The sequence below is a fragment of the Serratia sp. Ae19-1 genome (genome assembly GCF_059801225.1).
On the sequence record NZ_JBCHWD010000004.1, the window covers coordinates 39,608 to 61,644 of the forward strand.

Annotated in this window: 18 protein-coding genes; 12 read left to right on the forward strand and 6 right to left on the reverse strand. The window is 56.2% G+C overall.

What is annotated here, in order from left to right:
- Window positions 1-199: 199 nt before the first annotated feature.
- From galU to AAIE04_RS12970, 3 genes are read left to right on the forward strand one after another with little or no spacing between them, the layout of a single operon-like run.
- On the forward strand, window positions 200-1,117 hold the full coding sequence (galU, locus tag AAIE04_RS12960) for a UTP--glucose-1-phosphate uridylyltransferase GalU (protein ID WP_154746317.1): 918 nt from the start codon (window positions 200-202) through the stop codon (window positions 1,115-1,117).
- A gap of 43 nt (window positions 1,118-1,160) precedes the next feature.
- On the forward strand, window positions 1,161-2,504 hold the full coding sequence (locus AAIE04_RS12965; protein ID WP_498577083.1) for a UDP-glucose dehydrogenase family protein: 1,344 nt from the start codon (window positions 1,161-1,163) through the stop codon (window positions 2,502-2,504).
- A 9-nt stretch (window positions 2,505-2,513) separates the two neighbouring features.
- On the forward strand, window positions 2,514-3,524 hold the full coding sequence (locus AAIE04_RS12970; RefSeq protein WP_019452745.1) for an NAD-dependent epimerase: 1,011 nt from the start codon (window positions 2,514-2,516) through the stop codon (window positions 3,522-3,524).
- Between the two features lie 185 nt (window positions 3,525-3,709).
- On the opposite strand, the gene hns is transcribed toward AAIE04_RS12970, so the two are convergent.
- On the reverse strand, window positions 3,710-4,117 hold the full coding sequence (gene hns, locus AAIE04_RS12975) for a histone-like nucleoid-structuring protein H-NS (protein WP_004932170.1): 408 nt from the start codon (window positions 4,115-4,117) through the stop codon (window positions 3,710-3,712).
- A 690-nt stretch (window positions 4,118-4,807) separates the two neighbouring features.
- Between hns and AAIE04_RS12980 the strand changes: the two genes are divergently transcribed.
- Window positions 4,808-5,392: a thymidine kinase gene (locus AAIE04_RS12980; protein WP_063918455.1), complete on the forward strand. Its 585-nt coding sequence runs from the start codon at window positions 4,808-4,810 to the stop codon at window positions 5,390-5,392.
- 118 nt (window positions 5,393-5,510) lie between these two features.
- Here the strand turns inward: AAIE04_RS12980 and adhE are convergent, their stop codons facing one another.
- Window positions 5,511-8,174 (reverse strand): bifunctional acetaldehyde-CoA/alcohol dehydrogenase, encoded by a 2,664-nt coding sequence (gene adhE / locus AAIE04_RS12985; RefSeq protein WP_498577084.1) that lies wholly within the window; start codon window positions 8,172-8,174, stop codon window positions 5,511-5,513.
- Between the two features lie 531 nt (window positions 8,175-8,705).
- On the opposite strand from adhE, the gene AAIE04_RS12990 reads away from it, so the two are divergent.
- The 7 genes from AAIE04_RS12990 (at window position 8,706) to oppF (ending at window position 17,421) form a co-directional block, all read left to right on the forward strand.
- Complete coding sequence (locus AAIE04_RS12990; RefSeq protein ID WP_015378089.1) at window positions 8,706-9,350, forward strand: YchE family NAAT transporter; 645 nt, start codon at window positions 8,706-8,708, stop codon at window positions 9,348-9,350.
- Window positions 9,351-10,044: 694 nt separating this feature from the next.
- Window positions 10,045-11,682 carry an ABC transporter substrate-binding protein gene (locus tag AAIE04_RS12995; protein WP_074054051.1) on the forward strand — a complete coding sequence of 546 codons (1,638 nt, stop codon included), beginning with the start codon at window positions 10,045-10,047 and terminating at the stop codon, window positions 11,680-11,682.
- A gap of 149 nt (window positions 11,683-11,831) precedes the next feature.
- Window positions 11,832-13,469 (forward strand): oligopeptide ABC transporter substrate-binding protein OppA, encoded by a 1,638-nt coding sequence (gene oppA / locus AAIE04_RS13000; protein WP_019452741.1) that lies wholly within the window; start codon window positions 11,832-11,834, stop codon window positions 13,467-13,469.
- An 82-nt stretch (window positions 13,470-13,551) separates the two neighbouring features.
- Window positions 13,552-14,472, forward strand: coding sequence for an oligopeptide ABC transporter permease OppB (gene oppB / locus AAIE04_RS13005; RefSeq protein ID WP_004932150.1), 921 nt, complete (start codon window positions 13,552-13,554; stop codon window positions 14,470-14,472).
- A 14-nt stretch (window positions 14,473-14,486) separates the two neighbouring features.
- Window positions 14,487-15,395: an oligopeptide ABC transporter permease OppC gene (gene oppC / locus AAIE04_RS13010; protein WP_019452739.1), complete on the forward strand. Its 909-nt coding sequence runs from the start codon at window positions 14,487-14,489 to the stop codon at window positions 15,393-15,395.
- A gap of 11 nt (window positions 15,396-15,406) precedes the next feature.
- Window positions 15,407-16,423, forward strand: coding sequence for an ABC transporter ATP-binding protein (locus tag AAIE04_RS13015; RefSeq protein WP_063918453.1), 1,017 nt, complete (start codon window positions 15,407-15,409; stop codon window positions 16,421-16,423).
- Window positions 16,420-17,421 (forward strand): murein tripeptide/oligopeptide ABC transporter ATP binding protein OppF, encoded by a 1,002-nt coding sequence (oppF, locus tag AAIE04_RS13020; RefSeq protein ID WP_019452737.1) that lies wholly within the window; start codon window positions 16,420-16,422, stop codon window positions 17,419-17,421. Before AAIE04_RS13015 ends, oppF begins: the two co-directional genes overlap by 4 nt.
- A 73-nt stretch (window positions 17,422-17,494) precedes the next feature.
- On the opposite strand, the gene AAIE04_RS13025 is transcribed toward oppF, so the two are convergent.
- Both AAIE04_RS13025 and cls read right to left on the reverse strand, forming a co-directional pair.
- Window positions 17,495-17,818, reverse strand: coding sequence for an HI1450 family dsDNA-mimic protein (locus AAIE04_RS13025; protein WP_004932139.1), 324 nt, complete (start codon window positions 17,816-17,818; stop codon window positions 17,495-17,497).
- 56 nt (window positions 17,819-17,874) lie between these two features.
- Window positions 17,875-19,335: a cardiolipin synthase gene (gene cls, locus AAIE04_RS13030; RefSeq protein WP_025159793.1), complete on the reverse strand. Its 1,461-nt coding sequence runs from the start codon at window positions 19,333-19,335 to the stop codon at window positions 17,875-17,877.
- A 242-nt stretch (window positions 19,336-19,577) separates the two neighbouring features.
- Here cls and AAIE04_RS13035 point away from each other — a divergent pair, with 242 nt between their 5' ends.
- Window positions 19,578-19,754 (forward strand): YciY family protein, encoded by a 177-nt coding sequence (locus AAIE04_RS13035; RefSeq protein ID WP_025159792.1) that lies wholly within the window; start codon window positions 19,578-19,580, stop codon window positions 19,752-19,754.
- A gap of 45 nt (window positions 19,755-19,799) precedes the next feature.
- Here the strand turns inward: AAIE04_RS13035 and AAIE04_RS13040 are convergent, their stop codons facing one another.
- Together AAIE04_RS13040 and smfY are read right to left on the reverse strand one after the other, a co-directional pair.
- Window positions 19,800-20,291, reverse strand: coding sequence for a Dps family protein (locus tag AAIE04_RS13040; protein WP_019452735.1), 492 nt, complete (start codon window positions 20,289-20,291; stop codon window positions 19,800-19,802).
- Between the two features lie 200 nt (window positions 20,292-20,491).
- Window positions 20,492-21,964: a multidrug efflux MFS transporter SmfY gene (gene smfY, locus AAIE04_RS13045; RefSeq protein WP_498577085.1), complete on the reverse strand. Its 1,473-nt coding sequence runs from the start codon at window positions 21,962-21,964 to the stop codon at window positions 20,492-20,494.
- Between the last annotated feature and the right edge of the window lie 73 nt (window positions 21,965-22,037).

The following is a 22,037-nucleotide window of genomic DNA, read 5'->3' on the forward strand; positions in this document are numbered from 1 at the left end:
CGAGATCTTAAGCTATTCACTTATCGGTAATTAAACCGTTTATTTATTCCCCCGATTATCAGAGCGGGTAATAGTCCTAAATGTTTTCTATTTGTGTTCTGGCTAATGCTCGGTGCGCATAAGCTGGTATACTCCGAAGGTTTTTTTATATCGAGCCCAAGCTCATAAAATGAGCGCTTTAGCTTTAAGAGAGGAAATAATGCCTGCTGTAAATCGCAAAGTCAGAAAAGCCGTGATCCCGGTTGCAGGCTTGGGTACGCGGATGTTGCCGGCCACCAAAGCCATTCCAAAAGAAATGTTGCCGCTGGTTGATAAACCGCTGATCCAATACGTCGTCAATGAGTGCATTGCGGCAGGGATTAACGAGATTGTGCTGGTCACTCACTCCTCCAAGAACTCGATCGAAAACCATTTTGATACCAGTTTCGAGCTGGAAGCGATGCTGGAAAAACGCGTCAAGCGTCAATTGCTGGATGAAGTGCAGTCGATCTGCCCGAAAGGCGTTACCGTGATGCAAGTCCGTCAGGGGAACGCGAAAGGTTTGGGGCACGCAATCATGTGCGCTTACCCGATGGTGGGCGATGAGCCGGTCGCCGTGGTGTTGCCGGACGTGATCCTCGACGAATACAGCGCCGATCCGAAAAAAGACAATCTGCGCGAGATGTTGCAGCGCTTCGAAACCACCGGCGTCAGCCAGATCATGGTTGAACCCGTGCCGCATAAGGATGTCGGAAACTACGGCGTAGCCGACTGCAAGGGCGTCGATCTGCAGCCTGGTGAAAGCGCGCCGATGGTCAGCGTGGTCGAGAAGCCGTCACCGGATAAAGCGCCTTCCAACCTGGCGATCGTCGGTCGTTACGTGCTGTCCGCCGATATTTGGCCGCTGCTGGCGAAAACGCCTCCGGGCGCCGGCGATGAAATTCAGCTGACTGACAGCATCGAAATGTTGATGCAGCAGGAAACGGTGGAAGCGTATCACCTGAAAGGCGTGAGCCACGACTGCGGCAACAAGCTGGGTTATATGCAGGCGTTTGTAGAATACGGCATGCGTCATGCCAGCTTGGGCAAAGAATTTTCTCAGTGGCTGCAACAGGTTGTTGCCGCTGACAAGAAGTAATTGAATGATCTTTCGTCTTAATTTGAAAAACTAGGATTTTCACATGAAAGTAACAGTTTTTGGTATTGGCTATGTGGGTCTGGTGCAGGCCGCCGTGCTGGCTGAAGTCGGCCATGACGTGATGTGCATCGACGTCGACGAACGAAAAGTCGAAAACCTGAAAAAAGGTAATATCCCGATTTTTGAACCGGGTCTGACCCCGCTGGTGCAGCAAAACTATGAGGCCGGCCGCCTGCATTTCACCACCGATGCCAAAGCGGGCGTGGCGCACGGGAATATCCAGTTCATCGCCGTCGGTACGCCGCCGGATGAAGACGGTTCCGCCGACCTGAAATATGTCACTGCGGTGGCTCACACCATTGCCGAGCACATGACCGATCGCAAAGTGGTGATCGACAAATCTACCGTACCGGTCGGTACGGCGGACAAGGTGCGCCAGGTGATGGCGGAAACGCTGGCGAAGCGCGGCAGCAATGTGCCGTTCGACGTGGTGTCTAACCCGGAATTCCTGAAGGAAGGCGCGGCGGTGGCAGACTGCATGCGTCCTGAGCGCATCGTCATCGGCACCGATAATAAAGATGTGATCGAACCTATTCGCGAGCTGTACGAACCGTTTAACCGCAATCACGATCGCATGATCATGATGGATATCCGCAGCGCGGAGCTGACCAAATACGCCGCTAACTGCATGCTGGCGACTAAAATCAGCTTTATGAACGAAATGTCCAATCTGGCGGAAATGCTGGGCGCAGATATCGAAAAAGTGCGTCAGGGCATCGGTTCCGACTCTCGCATCGGTTATCACTTCATCTACCCTGGCTGTGGTTACGGCGGCTCGTGCTTCCCGAAAGACGTGCAGGCGCTGATCCGCACGGCGGAGCAGATCGGTTACCAACCGAAGCTGCTGCAGGCGGTTGAGCAGGTCAACTACCAACAGAAAGACAAGCTGAACAGCTTTATCAAAGACTACTTCGGCAGCGATCTGAAGGGCAAAACCTTCGCGCTGTGGGGCCTGGCGTTCAAGCCGAATACCGATGACATGCGTGAAGCCTCCAGCCGCGTGCTGATGGAGCAACTGTGGGCCGCCGGCGCCACCGTTCAGGCTTACGATCCGGAAGCGATGAACGAAGTCCAACGCATCTATGGCCAACGTGATGACTTGAAGCTGATGGGTACCAAAGAGGCTGCGCTGCACGGCGCCGATGCTCTGGTGATCTGCACCGAATGGCAGAATTTCCGCGCACCGGACTTCGACGTGATCAAAAGTGAACTGAAGCAGCCGGTGATCTTCGATGGACGTAACCTGTACGATCCGGAGCGTTTGGAAAATCGCGGCTTTACCTACTACGCGATTGGCCGCGGCGCCTCGATTAAACCGGTTATTTAAGGAGTGGGCATGAAATTCCTGGTTACAGGCGCCGCAGGGTTTATTGGCTATCACGTTGCAGAGCGTTTGTTGACCGCCGGTCATCAGGTTGTCGGCATTGATAACCTGAACGACTATTATGACGTGGGCCTGAAAATGGCCCGTCTGGACAGACTGGCGGATAAGCCGGGATTCCGCTTTATTAAGCTGGATTTGGCCGATCGTGAAGGTATGGCGGCATTGTTTGCCGAGCATCAGTTCCAACGAGTCATTCATTTGGGAGCTCAGGCCGGCGTGCGTTATTCGTTGGTCAATCCGTTGGCTTATGCGGATGCTAACCTGATCGGCCATTTAAACGTTCTGGAAGGTTGCCGTCATAATAAAGTTGAGCATTTGCTCTATGCCTCTTCCAGTTCGGTATATGGCCTGAATCGCAAGCTGCCGTTTGCAACCGAAGATTCGGTTGATCATCCGGTATCACTGTATGCGGCAACTAAAAAAGCCAATGAGCTGATGTCGCACAGTTACTCCCATTTATACGGTCTCCCTACGACGGGGCTGCGCTTCTTTACCGTTTATGGTCCTTGGGGGCGTCCGGATATGGCGCTGTTCAAGTTTACCAAGGCTATATTGGCGGGGGAGAGCATCGATGTATATAACCACGGTGAAATGCACCGTGACTTTACTTACATCGATGATATCGCTGAGGCGATTGTACGGCTGCAGGCGGTTATTCCGCAGGCAGATCCGTCATGGACCGTTGAACAGGGATCGCCGGCGACCAGTTCCGCGCCGTATCATGTTTATAATATCGGCAATAACACGCCTGTTAAACTGATGGAATATATCCGTGCATTGGAGCTGGCATTGGGGGTGACTGCCCGTAAGAATATGCTGCCGATGCAACCTGGCGACGTGATGGATACCAGCGCGGATACGGAAGAGCTTTATCGTGACATCGGTTTTAAACCGGAAACCAGTGTTGAAGAGGGCGTAAAGCGCTTCGTTGACTGGTATAAGGCATTCTATCAGGTTCAATAATTGAACGTGGGTGTAAATGCGATAAAGGGGCCTTAGGGTCCCTTTTTTTCACTGAAATTTCATGCTAGAAGGAAAAGCGAATTAGGATATTTACTAAAAGGCGAGAGAGAGCGGGAGTCGAGCGATAAGCTTTAAAATGAAAAGGCCCCCCGAAGGGAGCCTTTCAGATACGGACTGCGTCGCTATTACAGCAGGAAATCGTCCAGAGATTTACCTTGCTCTTCGATAGCTTTCTTGATCACCGCAGGAGTACGGCCTTGACCGGTCCAGGTTTTCAGTTCGCCGTTTTCGTCTTTATATTGGTATTTAGCCGGGCGTGCTGCGCGTTTTGCTTTACCAGCAGCCTTGTTGGCAGCCATAGTTTGCAGCAGTTCATTCGGGTCGATACCGTCAGCAATCAGCATTTCGCGGTATTGCTGCAGTTTACGAGTGCGTTCTTCGATTTCTGCTTGAGCCTGGCTGTCTTCTTCGCGACGTTCGTTCACAACAACTTCCAGTTTCTCGAGCATTTCTTCCAGCGTTTCCAGCGTGCATTCTCTTGCCTGGGCGCGCAGAGTGCGGATGTTGTTCAAAATCTTTAATGCTTCGCTCATTGTCCTAGTCTCAAATTATATTGGTGGGGGGCGTCTCGATAATAATAGAGTGCTCTTTTCTTTTCTGCAATAGCCAAATTGACATGAATACTCAAATTTACCTTTAAAGAAACCGTTAATCGGATCCGGACGACTAATAATAGGAAGGGCTGTTAACTATTACCCTCATCTTGCTTAAGCCAAAATTTCAGCAGACATGCTTTAAAAGATACGTGCCGCAAGGCTTTCCTCGATAAGTTATCGCCGCAATTTATATCAATATTACAATGAGTTCTGTGGGCTTAATCACGTCGTGGCACTGCAGACATTGTAAACAATAGGGGTATATTGGTAAAGATCACGTCAGGAAACGTCGGGGGGCTTGTGAAGGTGATTAAATGCCCGATATTGGCCGCAGTATAATAGCCAGAGCTGCCGTCACGGCTGCCGCGCCTGCGGTGGGTAAAGGGCGGCTGTGCATTAATGTGCGATAACCATTAGCAAGAATTAATAGTGATGACAGGCATACATTATCCTGTAAATAGCTGTAAAAAGAACATACCGACAGAACGATATGTTTCGCTTGAAAGCGCATTATTACGGCGAACGCAATATTCACTCGCTTTGGGCTGAGCCCGGGGCCGGGTTATGGTACACTTGCCGTCCTAATCAACATTTGAATATTTCTTATACCATCGGAGTTGCGGGGCCATGGCTCAACTTTATTTTTATTACTCTGCGATGAATGCCGGCAAGTCCACCGCGCTGCTACAGTCTTCATATAACTATCAAGAGCGTGGTATGCGCACGCTGGTGTTCACTGCGGAGATCGATCATCGCTTTGGCGTGGGCAAAGTCAGTTCGCGCATCGGCTTATCCTCGCAGGCCCAGCTTTATAACAATGACTCGATGTTGTACGCCATGATTCAGCAAGAGCATCAGCAGCAGCCGGTGCACTGTGTGCTGCTGGACGAAAGCCAGTTCCTGACCAAAGCACAGGTTGAACAATTGTGCGACGTGGTGGATCAACTGGACATTCCCGTATTGTGTTACGGCTTGCGAACCGATTTTCTCGGCGAACTGTTTATCGGCAGCCAATATTTACTGGCCTGGGCCGATAAGCTGGTGGAATTGAAAACCATCTGCCACTGCGGGCGCAAAGCCAATATGGTGTTGCGGTTGGATGAGAATGGCAAGGCGATGCACGCCGGCGAGCAAGTGGTGATTGGCGGTAACGAGAGCTATGTCTCTGTCTGCCGCAAGCATTATAAAGAGGCGATTCACTCCCTGGAGTAGGGCCGAAAACGTCGTCAGGGCCGGCTGAGGCGCTTTGGCGGCGGGGTCAGAAAACAGCGCGTCAGGCGCAATAAAAAACCCGCCGTTCGGCGGGTTTTTTCATCGGTTCACGGAACCGTTATTTCTTGGACTTTTTTACCGCAGCTTTGGCAGCTGCCGCTTCCTCTTCTACCGTTTCACTGAATTCGCGGCCGTAGAAGGTATCCAGCATGATTTGCTTCAGTTCGGCAATCAGCGGATAGCGTGGGTTGGCGCCGGTGCACTGGTCGTCGAAAGCGTCTTCCGACAGCTTGTCGACCTTCGCCAGGAAGTCCGCTTCCTGCACGCCCGCCTCACGGATGGAGGTTGGGATGCCCAACTCTGTTTTCAGCTCATCCAGCCAGGCCAGCAGTTTCTCAATCTTCTGCGCGGTGCGGTCGCCCGGTGCGCTCAGACCGAGGTGGTCGGCGATTTCAGCGTAGCGACGGCGCGCCTGAGGGCGGTCGTACTGGCTGAAGGCCGTCTGCTTGGTCGGGTTGTCGTTCGCGTTGTAGCGAATGACGTTGGAAATCAGCATCGCGTTGGCCAGGCCGTGCGGAATGTGGAACTCCGAACCCAGTTTGTGCGCCATGGAGTGACAAACCCCGAGGAAGGCGTTGGCGAAAGCGATACCGGCGATGGTGGCGGCGTTGTGCACGCGTTCACGGGCAACCGGGTTTTTCGCGCCTTCTTTGTAGCTGGCCGGCAGATACTCTTTCAACAGTTTCAGCGCCTGCAGCGCCTGGCCGTCGGAGTATTCGTTCGCCAGCACCGACACGTAAGCTTCCAGCGCGTGGGTCACCGCATCCAGGCCACCGAAGGCGCACAGGGATTTCGGCATGTTCATCACCAGGTTGGCGTCGACAATCGCCATGTCCGGGGTCAGCGCATAGTCGGCCAGCGGGTATTTCTGTCCGGTGGCGTCGTCGGTCACGACCGCGAACGGTGTGACTTCTGAACCGGTACCTGACGTGGTGGTGATGGCGATCATTTTCGCTTTCACGCCCATTTTCGGGAATTTGTAGATACGCTTGCGGATGTCCATGAAGCGCAGCGCCAGATCCTCGAAGTGGGTTTCAGGATGTTCGTACAGCACCCACATGATTTTCGCGGCGTCCATCGGCGAACCGCCGCCCAGCGCGATGATGACGTCCGGTTTGAAGGAATTCATCTGCTCGGCGCCTTTACGCACGATGCTCAGCGTCGGATCGGCCTCTACTTCGAAGAACACTTCGGTTTCGATGCCGTGTGACTTCAGAACCTTGGTGATCTGGTCGGCATAGCCGTTGTTGAACAGGAAACGGTCGGTCACGATGAAGGCGCGTTTCGCCCCGTCGGTCGCCACTTCTTCCAGCGCGATAGGCAGCGAGCCACGGCGGAAGTAGATCGATTTCGGAAGTTTATGCCACAACATGTTTTCTGCTCGCTTCGCTACAGTTTTCTTGTTGATCAGGTGTTTAGGTCCGACGTTTTCAGAGATGGAGTTACCACCCCAGGAACCGCAACCCAGCGTCAGCGAAGGCGCGAGTTTAAAGTTGTACAGGTCGCCGATGCCGCCCTGAGAAGCCGGGGTGTTGATCAGGATGCGAGCCGTTTTCATTTTATCGCCGAAGTAGGCGACGCGAGCCGTTTGGTTATCCTGGTCGGTGTACAGGCAGGAGGTGTGGCCGATACCGCCCATGGCGACCAGTTTTTCGGCTTTGGAGACCGCGTCTTCGAAGTCTTTGGCGCGGTACATCGCCAGGGTAGGCGACAGTTTTTCATGCGCGAAAGGTTCGGTTTCGTCGACCAGTTTCACTTCACCGATCAGCACCTTGGTGTTGGCCGGCACTTTAATGCCTGCCATCTCGGCGATTTTCGGCGCGGATTGACCCACGATGGCCGCGTTCAGACCGCCGTTTTTCAAAATGATGTCCTGCACCGCTTTCAGCTCTTTACCCTGCAGCAGGTAGCCGCCGTGGGAGGCGAAGCGTTCGCGCACCGCATCATAGACGGAGTCAACGACGATGACCGACTGCTCGGAGGCGCAGATGACGCCGCTGTCGAAGGTTTTGGACATCAGGATAGAGGCGACCACGCGTTTGATGTCTGCGGTTTCGTCTACTACCACCGGCGTATTACCGGCACCTACGCCGATCGCCGGTTTACCTGAGCTGTAGGCGGCTTTCACCATGCCCGGGCCACCGGTGGCCAGGATCAGGTTGATGTCAGGGTGGTGCATCAGCTGGTTGGACAGCTCGACGGTAGGCTGATCGATCCAACCGATGATGTCTTTTGGCGCCCCGGCGGCGATAGCGGCCTGCAGCACGATATCGGCGGCTTTGTTGGTGGCATTCTTCGCGCGCGGATGTGGCGAGAAGATGATGCCGTTGCGGGTTTTGAGGCTGATCAGCGCTTTGAAGATCGCGGTAGAAGTTGGGTTGGTGGTAGGGACGATACCGCAAATCAGACCGATAGGCTCGGCGATGGTGATGGTACCGAAAGTGTCATCTTCAGACAGGATGCCACAGGTTTTTTCGTCTTTATAGGCGTTGTAGATGTATTCGGAAGCGAAGTGGTTTTTGATCACTTTGTCTTCGACGATACCCATTCCGGATTCTTCCACGGCCATTTTGGCCAACGGGATACGGGCATCAGCAGCGGCGAGGGCGGCAGCGCGGAAGATTTTGTCCACTTGCTCTTGAGTGAAGTCGGCATATTCGCGCTGGGCTTTTTTGACACGTGCGACAAGCTCGTTCAGTTCAGCGACATTCGTTACAGCCATAATGCTCTCCTGATAATGTTAAACTCTTTCAGTAAATAAGCCGTGCGAGCCACTAGTATAGTCATAACGCGGATAAACGGTGATTCGAATACCGGGGATTTCCCGCGCTATTTCTTCGCATGCTGCTGATTTGCTTAAAGAGCTTTACCCTACGCCAACCGGAGGGGCAGGCAGTGAGGAGAACGGAACCGGCGATGTGGCCACCTACTTTGTTCTACTCCCTGACTACGACTAAGAGCTTACCCACTGTTGGGTAGTTTATTTGTGATCTAAATCATGAAAAGTGCAAGCTGACACCTTTCAGCTTGCTGGTGTTGGGAATCATTCTTGATAACTGTGAGCGGTGACTCTTTTTTCAACATAAAAAATCAAAAGGCCATACATCACTTTAACAAAGGGCATTTGTTTCGTCTCATAACTTGCTGGCAGTCAAAAATGCTGCTCGGGCCGGATGGATTACCCGCGCCAATTCCATTACATTAGCGCGCATAGGCAGCACACCTTTTCATAGCGATTAATGCGGAGCCATCTGTGGGCCAATCTCTGTTGGATCTTTCCGGCTTTATCAAGTTCTTTGTCGGTCTGTTTGCGCTGGTCAACCCGGTCGGCATTTTGCCGGTGTTTATCAGCATGACCAGCTACCAGGCGGAAGCCGGGCGCAACAAAACCAACCTGACCGCCAACCTGTCGGTCGCCATCATTCTGTGGACGTCGTTGTTCCTGGGTGAAGGGATCTTGCGCATGTTCGGCATCTCTATCGATTCGTTTCGCATCGCCGGCGGTATTCTGGTGGTGACCATAGCCATGTCGATGATCAGCGGCAAGCTGGGGGAAGACAAACAGAACAAGCAGGAAAAATCGGAGAGCGCGATCCGCGAGAGCATCGGCGTGGTGCCGTTAGCGCTGCCGCTGATGGCGGGGCCGGGGGCCATCAGTTCCACCATCGTCTGGAGTTCCCGCTATCACAACTGGCAAAGCCTGCTCGGCTTCACGGTGGCGATCGCTTTGTTCGCATTTTGTTGCTGGCTGTTGTTCCGTGCCGCGCCGCTGTTGGTACGCTTGCTGGGGCAGACCGGCATTAACGTGATCACCCGTATCATGGGCCTGTTGCTGATGGCGCTTGGAATCGAATTTATCGTGACCGGCATTAAGGCGATATTCCCCGGTCTGTTGTGATAGCCGCGTTTAGCCGCGCCTCGCCTATTGGCGCGGCTAAAGTTAATTTTAAAATTTAAATTATTTATTAGTTCGCATTATTATAGTGCATGGAGTGAATAAAATTTAAGCCGTTGCACTCTTATGTTGCATAAATCTCATGTTGCTGCTCAAAAAAAACGCTAAGCATTATTTCAAACACTTTTCCTTCCCCATTTCTGCCATTTTTGCCCCCGTTCAACGGTCAAGCTGTTGTTAAATTAATCACATCATTCTGTGGGGCTTGTCTCACTTTCATCCAGGTGTTATTAGTGATTAACCGCCCCATTGGCAGGTGTTTGTTCTTTGAATGGCCAGATTGTTAACTGAATGTTTCTTTGTATGGCGGTGAGATTGCACTAACGGTTTCAAATGAAATGATTTTTGTTTTTTTATCTTTAAAATCAAAGTTATGAGATTGCCTTCACGCGGCCTCGATCTCAGGGGGCGGACGAGGCTTGGTACGATAAAAGAGAATTGCTTAACATTTTCGTAAAATTTATTGGCTATGGAATTTGGCTTCTGCTAATTTCCGAGCAACTTTCCCGTGGTCAATTAACTGAAATGCGCCAAAAAAACGGGAATGATTTTTGCTGGTATCCGTTTATTAAGAATTCTTATAAACACTTCACAAACTTCGATAAGCGATGCTTGTCGGTGAAAAGGAGCCTCGATTATGCAGCAAACCCTGAAGCGCACTTCTTTGACCTTGTTGATTAGCGGCGCGTTGAGCGTCGGCGCCGTAAATAGCAGTTTGGCGGCTGAGGTTCCAGCCGGCGTCCAATTGGCGCAGCAGCAGAATATTGTGATTAACAACGGCAGCGAAGTGGCTTCATTGGATCCGCATAAGGTCGAGGGGGTGCCGGAAAGCAATATCATTCTTAACCTGCTGGAAGGGCTGGTGAGCACCGACGCCAACGGGCATGTGGTGCCGGCGGCGGCGACCCGCTGGGAAAATCAGGATTATCGGCAGTGGACCTTCCACCTGCGCCCTGGCGCGGTGTGGAGTGACGGCAGCCCGGTGACCGCGCAAGACTTCGTCTACAGCTGGCAGCGTTTGGCCGATCCGAAAATCGCCTCGCCGTACGCCAGCTATCTGCAATACACCAAGGTCGAGAATATCGACGACATCCTGACCGGCAAAAAGAGCCCGCAGACGCTCGGCGTCAAGGCGTTGGACGACCAGACGCTGCAGGTGACCCTGAGCGAGCCGGTGCCGTATTTCATCAGCATGCTGAGTCACACGTCGCTCAAACCGGTCAAGCGCGCGGTGGTGGAGAAATTTGGCGACAAATGGACGCTGCCCGCCAACTATGTCGGCAACGGCGCTTACCGCCTGAAAGAGTGGGTGGTGAACGAACGCATCGTACTGGTGCGCAGCCCGAGCTACTGGAATGACAAGCAGACGGTGATCAATCAGGCGACCTTCCTGCCGATCGCTTCGGAAGTCAGCGACGTCAACCGCTTCCGCAGCGGCGAGATCGACATCACCAACAGCGCCATCCCGCCGTATCTGTACGTCAAAATGAAACGCGAAGTGCCCGAGCAGCTGCACGTTAACCCTTATCTGTGCACCTTCTATTACGAGCTCAATAACCAGCGGGCGCCGTTCACCGATCCGCGCGTGCGCGCGGCGGTGAAAATGACGCTGGATCGCGACATCATCGCCAACAAGATCATGGGCCAGGGGCAGATCCCGGCCTACAGCTTCACGCCGACCTTCACGGAAGGCGCCAACTTCTCTCAGCCGGCCTGGGCCGGCTGGAGCCAGGAACAGCGCAATGCCGAAGCCAAAAAACTGCTGGCGGAAGCGGGCTACAGCGACGCCAAACCGCTGAAATTCTCACTGTTGTACAACACCTCCGATCAAAACAAACAGCAGGCGATCGCCGCCGCGTCGATGTGGAAGAAGAATCTCGGCGCCGACGTCACGCTGCGCAATCAGGAGTGGAAAACCTCGCTGGAAAGCCGCCATCAGGGGCAATACGACGTGGCGCGCGCCACCTGGTGCGGGGATTACAACGAACCGAGCGCCTTCCTGAATCTGGTGTTGTCCAACAGCAGCATCAATACCGTGTTTTATAAGAGCCCGGCGTTCGACGCCATCATGGCCGCGACGTTGAAGGCGCCGGATGAAGCTGCGCGCGCCGCGCTCTACCAGCAGGCGGAAGCGCAGCTGGATAAAGACTCCGCGTTGATCCCGGTTTATTACCGCGTCAGTGCGCGATTGATCAAACCGACGGTGGGCGGGTTCACCGGCAAAGATCCGCTGGACTATACCGACGTTAAGAATCTGTACATTATCAAGCAGTAAAAGGGGTATTCCTCGCGTCGAACCGCAGAGGAATATGGGGGAAGGCCGGCCGCCGCATTCGTTCCGCGGCGGCGGGAAAACAGAGTCCGCTAACGGGCAACGCAGGCTCCACGGAGAGCCTGTGATAATAAAAACTGGAGTCGATAAGCATGACCAACATCACGAAGAAAACTCTCATTGCCGCCGGCGTTATCGCCGCGCTGGGCATCACAGCAACCGCGGGCGCTTTCGCCGCTGACGTTCCTGCGGGCGTGCAGCTGGCCGACAAGCAAGAAATCGTCAAAAACAACGGTTCCGAAGTGCAGTCGCTGGATCCGCATAAAATCGAGGGCGTGCCGGAAAATAACGTCACCCGCGATCTGATGGAAGGCCTGGCGAACAACAGCCCGGACGGTTCTATCGTGCCAGGGGTTGCGGAAAGCTGGGATAACAAGGATTTCAAAGTCTGGACCTTCCACCTGCGTAAAGACGCCAAATGGTCCAACGGCAAGCCGGTGACGGCGCAAGATTTCGTCTACAGCTGGCAGCGCGTGGTCGATCCGAAAACCGCTTCGCCTTACGCCAGCTATCTGCAATACGCTCACGTAGAAAACGTCGATGACATCATCGCCGGCAAAAAAGACAAATCGACGCTGGGCGTGAAGGCCATCGACGACCACACCTTCCAGGTAACCTTGAGCGAGCCGGTGCCTTATCTGGTTGAAATGACCCCGCACTACGCCATGAAGCCGGTTTATAAAGACGCGGTGGAGAAGTTCGGCGAGAAGTGGACGCTGCCGGCCAACTACGTCAGCAACGGCGCCTATAAACTGAAAGACTGGATCGTCAACGAACGCATCGTGCTGGAGCGCAACCCGGAATATTGGGACAATGCCAAAACCATCATCAATAAAGTGACGTTCCTGCCTATTTCGTCGGAAGTGACCGATGTTAACCGCTACCGCACCGGTGAAATCGACATGACCTACAACAACATGCCGATCGAACTGTTCCAGAAGCTGAAGAAAGAGATCCCGAAAGAGGTGCACGTCGATCCTTATCTGTGCACCTATTACTACGAAATCAACAACCAGAAGGCGCCGTTCACCGATGCGCGCGTGCGTGAAGCGCTGAAGCTGGGCATGGACCGCGACATTATCGTCAACAAGGTGAAAAACCAGGGCGATCTGCCGGCCTACAGCTTTACGCCGCCATACACCGACGGCGCCAAGCTGACCCCGCCAGAGTGGTTCGGTTGGACGCAGGAAAAACGCAACGAAGTGGCGAAGAAACTGCTGGCGGACGCCGGCTACGGCCCGGGTAAACCGCTGACTTTCTCCCTGCTGTACAACACCTCCGACTTGCACAAGAAGCTGGCGATCGCCGCCGCCTCCATCTGGAAGAAAAACCTGGGCGTGGACGTGAAGCTGGTGAACCAGGAGTGGAAAACCTTCCTGGATACCCGCCATCAGGGTACCTATGACGTGGCGCGCGCCGGCTGGTGTGCCGATTACAACGAGCCGAGCTCGTTCCTGAACATGATGCTGTCCGACAGCAGCAGTAACACCCCGCACTACAAGAGCGCCGAGTTCGACAAGCTGATGGCGAACGTGTTGACCGCGAAGACCAAAGACGAGCGCGCCGATCTGTATCAGAAAGCGGAAGTTCAGCTGGATAAAGATTCCGCCATCGTTCCGCTGTATTACTACGTGAACGCCCGTTTGGTGAAACCTTACGTCGGTGGCTACACCGGCAAAGACCCGCTTGATAACGTGTACGACAAAAACCTGTACATCATCAAGCATTGATACGGTAAGAGCCGGCGGCGCAGCCGCCGGCCCATGTTGAGAATAATAAGCCGTCATCAGGCTGTCGCACAGGGTTAGGGCAATGCTTAAATTTATACTTCGTCGCTTGTTGGAAGCGATCCCGACACTATTTATCCTTATCACCATCTCATTCTTCATGATGCGTCTGGCGCCCGGCAGCCCCTTTACCGGGGAGCGCGCTTTGCCGCCGGAAGTCATGGCCAATATCGAAGCCAAATATCATTTGAACGATCCTATCTGGAAACAGTACGGTCATTATCTGGCGCAGCTTGCGCAGGGAGACTTCGGCCCATCCTTTAAATACAAGGACTATTCGGTCAACGATCTGGTCGCCAGCTCGTTCCCGGTTTCCGCCAAACTCGGCCTGGCCGCATTTTTGCTGGCGGTGGTGCTGGGCGTTAGCGCTGGCGTTATCGCCGCACTGAATCAGAACACCAAATGGGACTATACGGTGATGGGGTTCGCCATGACCGGGGTGGTGATACCCAGTTTCGTGGTGGCGCCGCTGTTGGTGCTGATCTTCGCCATCACGCTGAAATGGCTGCCGGGCGGTGGCTGGAACGGCGGCGCGCCCAAGTTCATCATCTTGCCGATGGTGGCGCTGTCGCTGGCCTATATCGCCAGTATCGCCCGTATCACGCGCGGCTCGATGATCGAAGTGCTGCACTCCAACTTCATTCGCACCGCGCGCGCCAAAGGCTTGCCGATGCGCCGCATCATTTTCCGCCATGCGCTGAAGCCGGCGCTGTTGCCGGTGCTGTCCTACATGGGCCCGGCCTTCGTCGGCATCATTACCGGTTCGATGGTGATCGAAACCATTTATGGTTTGCCGGGGATCGGCCAGCTGTTCGTTAACGGCGCGCTGAACCGCGATTACTCCCTGGTGCTGAGCCTGACCATTTTGGTGGGCGCCCTGACCATTCTGTTCAACGCGATCGTCGATGTGCTGTATGCGGTCATCGATCCGAAAATCCGTTATTAATCTGGAGCACGCGAATGATGTTGACTAAAAAGAACAGCGAAGCTCTGGAAAACTTCAGCGAGAAGCTGGAAGTGGAAGGGCGCAGCCTGTGGCAAGACGCGCGTCGGCGCTTTATGCACAACCGCGCGGCGGTCAGCAGCCTGTTCGTACTGGCGCTGATCACGCTGTTTGTGGTGCTGGCGCCGATGCTGTCGCAATTTGCCTATGACGATACCGACTGGGCGATGATGTCCGCGGTGCCGAGCTTCGAATCGGGGCACTATTTCGGCACCGACTCCTCCGGGCGCGATCTGCTGGTGCGCGTGGCGATCGGCGGGCGTATCTCGCTGATGGTCGGCGTGGCAGCGGCGCTGGTGGCGGTGATCGTCGGCACTCTGTACGGCGCGATGTCCGGCTATCTGGGCGGCAAGATCGATTCGGTGATGATGCGCTTGCTGGAGATCCTCAACTCCTTCCCGTTCATGTTCTTCGTGATCCTGCTGGTGACCTTCTTTGGCCAAAATATCCTGTTGATCTTCGTGGCGATCGGCATGGTGTCGTGGCTGGATATGGCGCGTATCGTGCGCGGCCAAACCCTCGGTTTGAAGCGTAAGGAGTTTATCGAAGCGGCGCTGGTGTGCGGCGTATCCACGCGCAATATCGTGCTGCGGCATATCGTGCCGAACGTGCTCGGCGTGGTGGTGGTGTATGCGTCGCTGCTGGTGCCGAGCATGATCCTGTTCGAATCCTTCCTCAGCTTCCTGGGGCTGGGCACGCAAGAGCCGCTCAGCAGCTGGGGCGCCTTGCTCAGCGACGGCGCCAACTCAATGGAAGTTTCACCGTGGTTGCTGCTGTTCCCGGCGGGTTTCCTGGTTGTCACTCTGTTCTGTTTCAACTTTATCGGCGATGGCCTGCGTGACGCCCTCGACCCGAAAGATCGTTAAGGAGTGCAATCATGAGCACCATTGAACATCCTGAGTTGCAAACCGGCGTCGGCGTCAAAACCTCGCCGCTGCTGGACGTGAAAGATCTGCGCGTCACGTTCACGACCCCGGACGGCGACGTGACGGCGGTGAACGATCTGAACTTCGATCTGCGCGCCGGCGAAACGCTGGGCATCGTCGGTGAATCCGGTTCCGGCAAATCGCAGACCGCGTTCGCCCTGATGGGGCTGCTGGCCAGCAATGGCCGCATCGGCGGATCGGCCAAATTCAACGGCCGCGAAATCCTCAACCTTCCGGAAAATCAGCTCAACAAGCTGCGGGCAGAAGAGATTTCGATGATCTTCCAGGACCCGATGACCTCGCTTAACCCGTATATGCGCGTTGGCGAGCAGCTGATGGAAGTGCTGATGCTGCATAAGAAAATGAGCAAAAGCGAAGCCTTCGAAGAGTCGGTGCGCATGCTCGACGCGGTGAAAATGCCGGAGGCGCGCAAGCGCATGCGCATGTACCCGCACGAGTTTTCCGGCGGCATGCGCCAGCGCGTGATGATCGCCATGGCGCTGCTGTGCCGGCCGAAGCTGCTGATCGCCGACGAGCCGACCACCGCATTGGACGTGACCGTTCAGGCGCAGATTATGACATTGCTGAACGAGCTGAAGCGTGAGTTCAACACCGCCATCATCATGATTACCCACGATCTGGGCGTGGTGGCCGGCATCTGCAACAAGGTGCTGGTGATGTACGCCGGCCGCACCATGGAATACGGCAGCGCGCGTGAAGTGTTCTACCAGCCGAGCCACCCGTACTCTATCGGCCTGTTGAACGCGGTGCCGCGTCTCGACGCTGAAGGCGAGGCGTTGCTGACCATTCCCGGCAACCCGCCGAACCTGCTGCGGTTGCCGAAAGGCTGCCCGTTCCAGCCGCGCTGCCCGCATGCCATGGAACAGTGCGCGAGCGCTCCGCCGTTGGAGCAATTTGGGGAAGGGCGCCTGCGCGCCTGCTTTAAACCGGTGGAGGCGTTGGTATGACAGCGGTAACCGACAAGAAAGTGCTGCTCGAAGTGGCCGATCTGAAAGTGCACTTCGACATTCATGACGACAAGCAGTGGTTCTGGCAACCGCCGAAAACCCTGAAGGCGGTCGATGGCGTTACGCTGCGGCTGTTCGAGGGCGAGACCCTCGGCGTGGTCGGCGAATCCGGCTGCGGCAAATCCACCTTCGCGCGCGCCATCATCGGCCTGGTGAAGGCCACCAGCGGGCGCGTCGCCTGGTTGGGTAAAGATCTGCTGGGCATGAGCGACGCCGACTGGCGCAAAACCCGCAGCGATATTCAGATGATCTTCCAGGATCCGCTGGCTTCGCTCAACCCGCGCATGACCATCGGCGAGATCATCGCCGAGCCGCTGCGCACCTACTACCCGAAAATGCCGCGTCAGGAAGTGAAGGACAAGGTCAAGGCGATGATGCTGAAGGTCGGCCTGCTGCCTAACCTGATCAACCGTTATCCGCACGAGTTCTCCGGCGGCCAGTGCCAGCGCATCGGCATCGCGCGTGCGCTGATCCTCGAGCCGAAGCTGGTGATCTGCGACGAGCCGGTCTCCGCGCTGGACGTGTCGATTCAGGCGCAGGTGGTGAACCTGTTGCAGCAGCTGCAGCGCGAGATGGGCCTGTCGTTGATCTTTATCGCCCACGATTTGGCGGTGGTGAAGCACATTTCCGATCGCGTGCTGGTGATGTACCTGGGCCATGCGGTGGAGCTGGGCACCTATGACGAGGTGTACCACAATCCGCAGCACCCTTACACCAAGGCGTTGATGTCGGCGGTGCCGATCCCGGATCCGGACAAGGAGAAGGAAAAGCAGATCCAGCTGCTGGAAGGGGAACTGCCTTCGCCGATCAACCCGCCGTCAGGCTGCGTGTTCCGTACCCGCTGCCCGATCGCCGGGCCGGAGTGCGCCAAAACGCGTCCGCTGCTGGAGGGCAGTTTCCGCCACGCGGTTTCCTGCCTGAAGGTCGACCCGCTGTAATGTGCCGTTAGCCGGCAACAAAAAGCCCCGCTGACTGAGCGGGGCTTTTTTTATCCGAGACGCCAGCGGCGAATCACTCTTTCCACAGAATGTGGCACAGCTTGTGGTCTTTCTCGCGGCAGATCAGCACGCGAGCGAACACGTCATTGATCGGCTCGCCGTCGCTGTCCGCCAGACCGATCACCACTTCGGCGAAGAAGTCCGGGTTCAGGTCGTAATCCACGTGCTCGCTCCAGTCTTCGGAGGGATCGTACAGTTCGGCGCCGCCGCGCTCTTCAAACTGCAGATTGAACAGCAGAATATCCGCCGGATCCAGATTGTCGCCGGCCAATTCGAGGAAGATATCGTAGGCCTGTTCCAGCGTTTCGTCTTCGGTAAGGCGGTTATTCAAATCCATAAAAAAATCCTGATAACAAATGATTTGGCGCTATTAAAGCACGCTCGCCGCGGCTTTTACAGCAGCGGGCTGAAAAAGTAGAACAGGCGTTCGACCAGGCGATGCCAGAACGGCCGCTTCAACCACTCTTTAGCGTTCAGCAGCTTGGAGCGGGCAATGTAATCTTCCTGCACGCAGGCCAGATCGCTGCCGAAGCCGTCGTCGTCGATCACCAGCGTGATTTCGAAGTTCAGCCACAGGCTGCGCATATCCAGATTGACGGTGCCGACCAGGCTGAGCTGGCCGTCCACCAGGACGCTTTTGGTATGCAGCAGGCCGCCTTCGAACTGATAGATTTTCACGCCGGCTTCCAGCAACTCGGAGAAGAACGCCCGGCTGGCCCAGCGCACCATCATCGAATCGTTGTCGCGTGGCACGATGATGCTGACCTCGACGCCGCGTAGGGCGGCGGTGCAGATGGCATGCAGCAGATCGTCGCTCGGTACGAAATACGGCGTGGTCATGATCAGCTGCTCGCGCGCGGAATAGACCGCGGTCAACAGCGCCTGGTGGATCATCTCCTCGGGGAAGCCGGGGCCGGAGGCGATCACCTGAATGGTGTGGCCGCTCTCCTGCTCGAACGGCATGATGTTGACGTCCGGCGGCGGCGGCAGAATGCGCTTGCCGGTTTCAATTTCCCAGTCGCAGGCATAGACGATGCCCATGGTGGTGGCCACCGGGCCTTCCATGCGCGCCATCAGATCGATCCATTGGCCGACGCCCGCATCCTGCTTGAAGTAACGCGGGTCGACCATGTTCATGCTGCCGGTATAGGCGATGTAGTTGTCGATCAGCACCACCTTGCGGTGCTGGCGCAGATCCATGCGGCGCAGGAATACGCGCAGCAGATTGACCTTCAGCGCTTCGACCACTTCGATGCCGGCGTTGCGCATCATCGCCGGGTAGGGGCTGCGGAAGAATTGCAGGCTGCCGGCGGAGTCCAGCATCAGGCGGCAGTGTACGCCGCGTCGGGCGGCGGCCATTAGCGATTCGGCCACCTGATCGACCAGGCCGCCGGGCTGCCAGATATAGAACACCATCTCGATGTTGTGGCGCGCCAGTTCGATGTCGCGGATCAACGCTTTGAGCGTGTCGTCGGTGGTGGTGAGCAGCTGCAGCTGGTTGCCCTTGACGCCGTCGATGCCCTGGCGGCGGTTGCACAGCTGGAACAGCGGCTCGGCGACCTCGCTATACTCGGTGGCGAAGATGCGGCGGCTCTCTTTCAATTCCTTCAGCCAGCGTGCGGTCGACGGCCACATGGCTTTGGCGCGCTCGGCCCGGCGTTTGCCCAGGTGCAGCTCGCCGAAGGATAAATAGGCTACGATGCCGAACAGCGGCAGAATATAGATAACTAGCAGCCAGGCCATGGCGGAGGGAACCGCACGGCGTTTCATCAAAATGCGCATCGTCACGCCGGCGATCAGCAGCCAGTAGCCGAACACCATGAGCCAACTGATTACGGTATAAAATGTTGTCATAAAGGCGAAAAATCCCGTTCGCAAACCACCAATGATGAGTGTACGCACAGATCGGTCAAGGCGAAACCTTTTATCGGCGCTTATGTTACATAAATATGATGAAGTTAAGGCACTTGCTGAAAATGAAAGGGCGGCTTTTGCCCGTGTGGCGTCCGCTGTGCCGCCGATAACGGCGACTTGGATCATGAGCCGAAAGGGCTATAATGCCCGCGGTTGGCATTAGACGAACGAGTGACGGAATTATGAGACGCAGTAGAAATGAAGTGGGCCGCTGGCGCATGTTGCGGCAGAGCCAACGCCGCCGGCATCGCTGGCTGGAGCGCCAGTCGTGCAGCAATCGCCATATCATCCGGGTGCGCCGCCGCCTGGACGATCAGCACCGGCGCGCGCTGCTGTTTGCGGTATCCTGCGAGTGGTAAAACGAAAACAGTCCCGTGAGGGACTGTTTTGTCATGGCGCCTGGGTTATTTGCCCAGATAGGCGTTGAGCATCCAGACCTGTTTTTCCTGTTCTTTGATGTAATCGCTCATCAGCGACGCGGTGCCTTCGTCGCCGGCGTCGGCCGCCACCGTCAGCAGTTCGCGCTGCTGTTGCAGCAAGATTGAATACCCTTCCAACAGGCCGCGCAGCGTGCCTTTATCATCGGTCACGTTGGTGTGTTCCTTGATATCGGCGGTTTTCAGATAGTCGCTGTAAGCGTGACGCGGCTGCGAGCCCAGCGTCAGAATGCGTTCCGCCAGCTCATCCACCTTGGTCAGCAGATCGTTGTAAGTTTCTTCGAATTTTGCGTGCAGCTCAAAGAATTGCGGGCCGGTAATATTCCAGTGATAGCCGCGCACGTTCATATACAGCACCTGATAATTCGCCAACAGCGCATTCAGCGCTTCGGCGAGTTTTGCCGATTGTTTACTGTCGAGGCCGATATGGGTTTTCGCTGCTTTCTTCGCCGTTGCCATAATAATCTTCTCCTGATTATTCGTTCCAAGGGTAGACAGAATTCATTTCCATAGCTGTTACAGTAACCGGATTTATCGCAGGGTTAAACACGATATCAGTCATCATTGCCATCGCTCAAACCGATGACGATAAATCCGTCGAGCAAATTGCCGAATCAGTGTACGCAGGATCCGCAGGCGAAAAAAGCCGCTTTTATCGGTTACTTGCGCAGCGCCAGTTTTACCGTGCCGGCGCCCAGCGCCATCAACAGTGCGGCGGCGATCAACACCGTAATAAATGCGCGATCGAAGGCCAAACGCGCCAGCTGGGTCAGCTGCTGCGCGCGATCGGCCGCCATCCCGGCCGCCAGACGCAACGCTTCGTCGATGCTGTCGTAGGCCAAATCGCTGACCGGCAGTTCCGCCGGCAGCGCCAGACTGTGGCTGTAAACCGCCGTCATCAGCCCGCCGAGCAACGTTACGCCCAGCACGCCGCCCAGCTCATAGGAGACGTCCTCGATCGATGCGGCCATGCCGGATTTCTCCTCCGGCGCATTCAACATGATGGCGGTGGACGCGGCGGTGATCACGCCGCCGAGGCCAAAGCCCACCAACGCCAGGCTCACCAGCTGCGGCGCCATGCCGCTCTGAGACAGCAGGGCGAGGGCGGCGATGCCGAAAGCGGTCAGGGCGAAACCGCCGAGGATGATGCTGCGTTCGCCGTAGCGCGGCAACAGCAAACCGGCCATCGGCCCCGCCAACGCCGAAGCTAGCGGGATCGGCAAGATAAACAGCGCCGCCTGCAGCGGACTGAGGCCGAGCACCAGCTGCAAGCGTTGGCTGAGTACCAGCTCGACGCCGATCAGCGCCACCATCGACAGCAGCGCTACGCCGATGCCGCCGGCGAACAGCCGGTTGCGGAACAGGGAGAAATCGATCATCGGATTGGCGCTGCGCTGCTGGCGGCGCACGAACATCGCCAGGAACAGCACGCCGATCAGGGCCGCCGCGATCAAGGCGCCGACGTCTGGCGCCGGCTTGCTCAGCTCCTTCAGCGCGTAGATAGCGCCGACCAGGCCGATCATGATCTGTACCGAACCGATGATGTCGGAAGGGCGCGGGTTATCGCCGCCGCAGCGCGGGATCAGTTTCCACGCCAGCGGCCAGACCAGCAGCACCACCGGCACGTTGATCAGGAACACCGAACCCCACCAGAAATACTCCAGCAGCAGGCCGCCGACCACCGGGCCGATGGCCGCGCCGCCGGAGGCCACCGAGGCCCAGATGCCGATCGCCAGCGCGCGCTCGCGTTCGTCGGTAAAGACGTGGCGCACGATGGACAGCGTGGCGGGCATCATCATCGCCGCGCCAACGGCGAGGAACACCCGTGCGGCGATCAGCCACTCGGCGGTTGGCGAGAAGGCGGCGCACAGCGAAGCGACGGCAAACACAGGCAGCCCGGCCAGAAACAGCCGCTTATGGCCGATGCGGTCGCTCAGCATCCCGGCGCCGGGCAACAGCCCGGCCACCACCAACGGGTAGGCGTTGACGATCCACAGTTTCTGCGAGGCGCTGGCATCCAACGCCTGGGTCAAGCGCGGCAGCGCGGTATATAACACCGTCATATCGATAACGATCAGGAAAAGGGCGCTGGCGATCAGGGCCAGGATCAGCCAGCGGTTCTTGGCGTACATAAGTCATTCATCCACTAAAGTGGGCGGCGCGAAGGCGCCGCCATTCCGGTAACCCTCCGGCGGCGCCGGGTGG

Bases quoted from the DNA above. Each gene is read 5' to 3' on its own strand.
- galU (WP_154746317.1), top strand. From the start codon at position 200: ATGCCTGCTGTAAATCGCAAAGTCAGAAAAGCCGTGATCCCGGTTGCA.
- AAIE04_RS12965 (WP_498577083.1), top strand. From the start codon at position 1,161: ATGAAAGTAACAGTTTTTGGTATTGGCTATGTGGGTCTGGTGCAGGCC.
- AAIE04_RS12970 (WP_019452745.1), top strand. From the start codon at position 2,514: ATGAAATTCCTGGTTACAGGCGCCGCAGGGTTTATTGGCTATCACGTT.
- hns (WP_004932170.1), bottom strand. From the start codon at position 4,117: ATGAGCGAAGCATTAAAGATTTTGAACAACATCCGCACTCTGCGCGCC.
- AAIE04_RS12980 (WP_063918455.1), top strand. From the start codon at position 4,808: ATGGCTCAACTTTATTTTTATTACTCTGCGATGAATGCCGGCAAGTCC.
- adhE (WP_498577084.1), bottom strand. From the start codon at position 8,174: ATGGCTGTAACGAATGTCGCTGAACTGAACGAGCTTGTCGCACGTGTC.
- AAIE04_RS12995 (WP_074054051.1), top strand. From the start codon at position 10,045: ATGCAGCAAACCCTGAAGCGCACTTCTTTGACCTTGTTGATTAGCGGC.
- oppA (WP_019452741.1), top strand. From the start codon at position 11,832: ATGACCAACATCACGAAGAAAACTCTCATTGCCGCCGGCGTTATCGCC.
- oppB (WP_004932150.1), top strand. From the start codon at position 13,552: ATGCTTAAATTTATACTTCGTCGCTTGTTGGAAGCGATCCCGACACTA.
- oppC (WP_019452739.1), top strand. From the start codon at position 14,487: ATGATGTTGACTAAAAAGAACAGCGAAGCTCTGGAAAACTTCAGCGAG.
- AAIE04_RS13015 (WP_063918453.1), top strand. From the start codon at position 15,407: ATGAGCACCATTGAACATCCTGAGTTGCAAACCGGCGTCGGCGTCAAA.
- oppF (WP_019452737.1), top strand. From the start codon at position 16,420: ATGACAGCGGTAACCGACAAGAAAGTGCTGCTCGAAGTGGCCGATCTG.
- AAIE04_RS13025 (WP_004932139.1), bottom strand. From the start codon at position 17,818: ATGGATTTGAATAACCGCCTTACCGAAGACGAAACGCTGGAACAGGCC.
- cls (WP_025159793.1), bottom strand. From the start codon at position 19,335: ATGACAACATTTTATACCGTAATCAGTTGGCTCATGGTGTTCGGCTAC.
- AAIE04_RS13035 (WP_025159792.1), top strand. From the start codon at position 19,578: ATGAGACGCAGTAGAAATGAAGTGGGCCGCTGGCGCATGTTGCGGCAG.
- AAIE04_RS13040 (WP_019452735.1), bottom strand. From the start codon at position 20,291: ATGGCAACGGCGAAGAAAGCAGCGAAAACCCATATCGGCCTCGACAGT.
- smfY (WP_498577085.1), bottom strand. From the start codon at position 21,964: ATGTACGCCAAGAACCGCTGGCTGATCCTGGCCCTGATCGCCAGCGCC.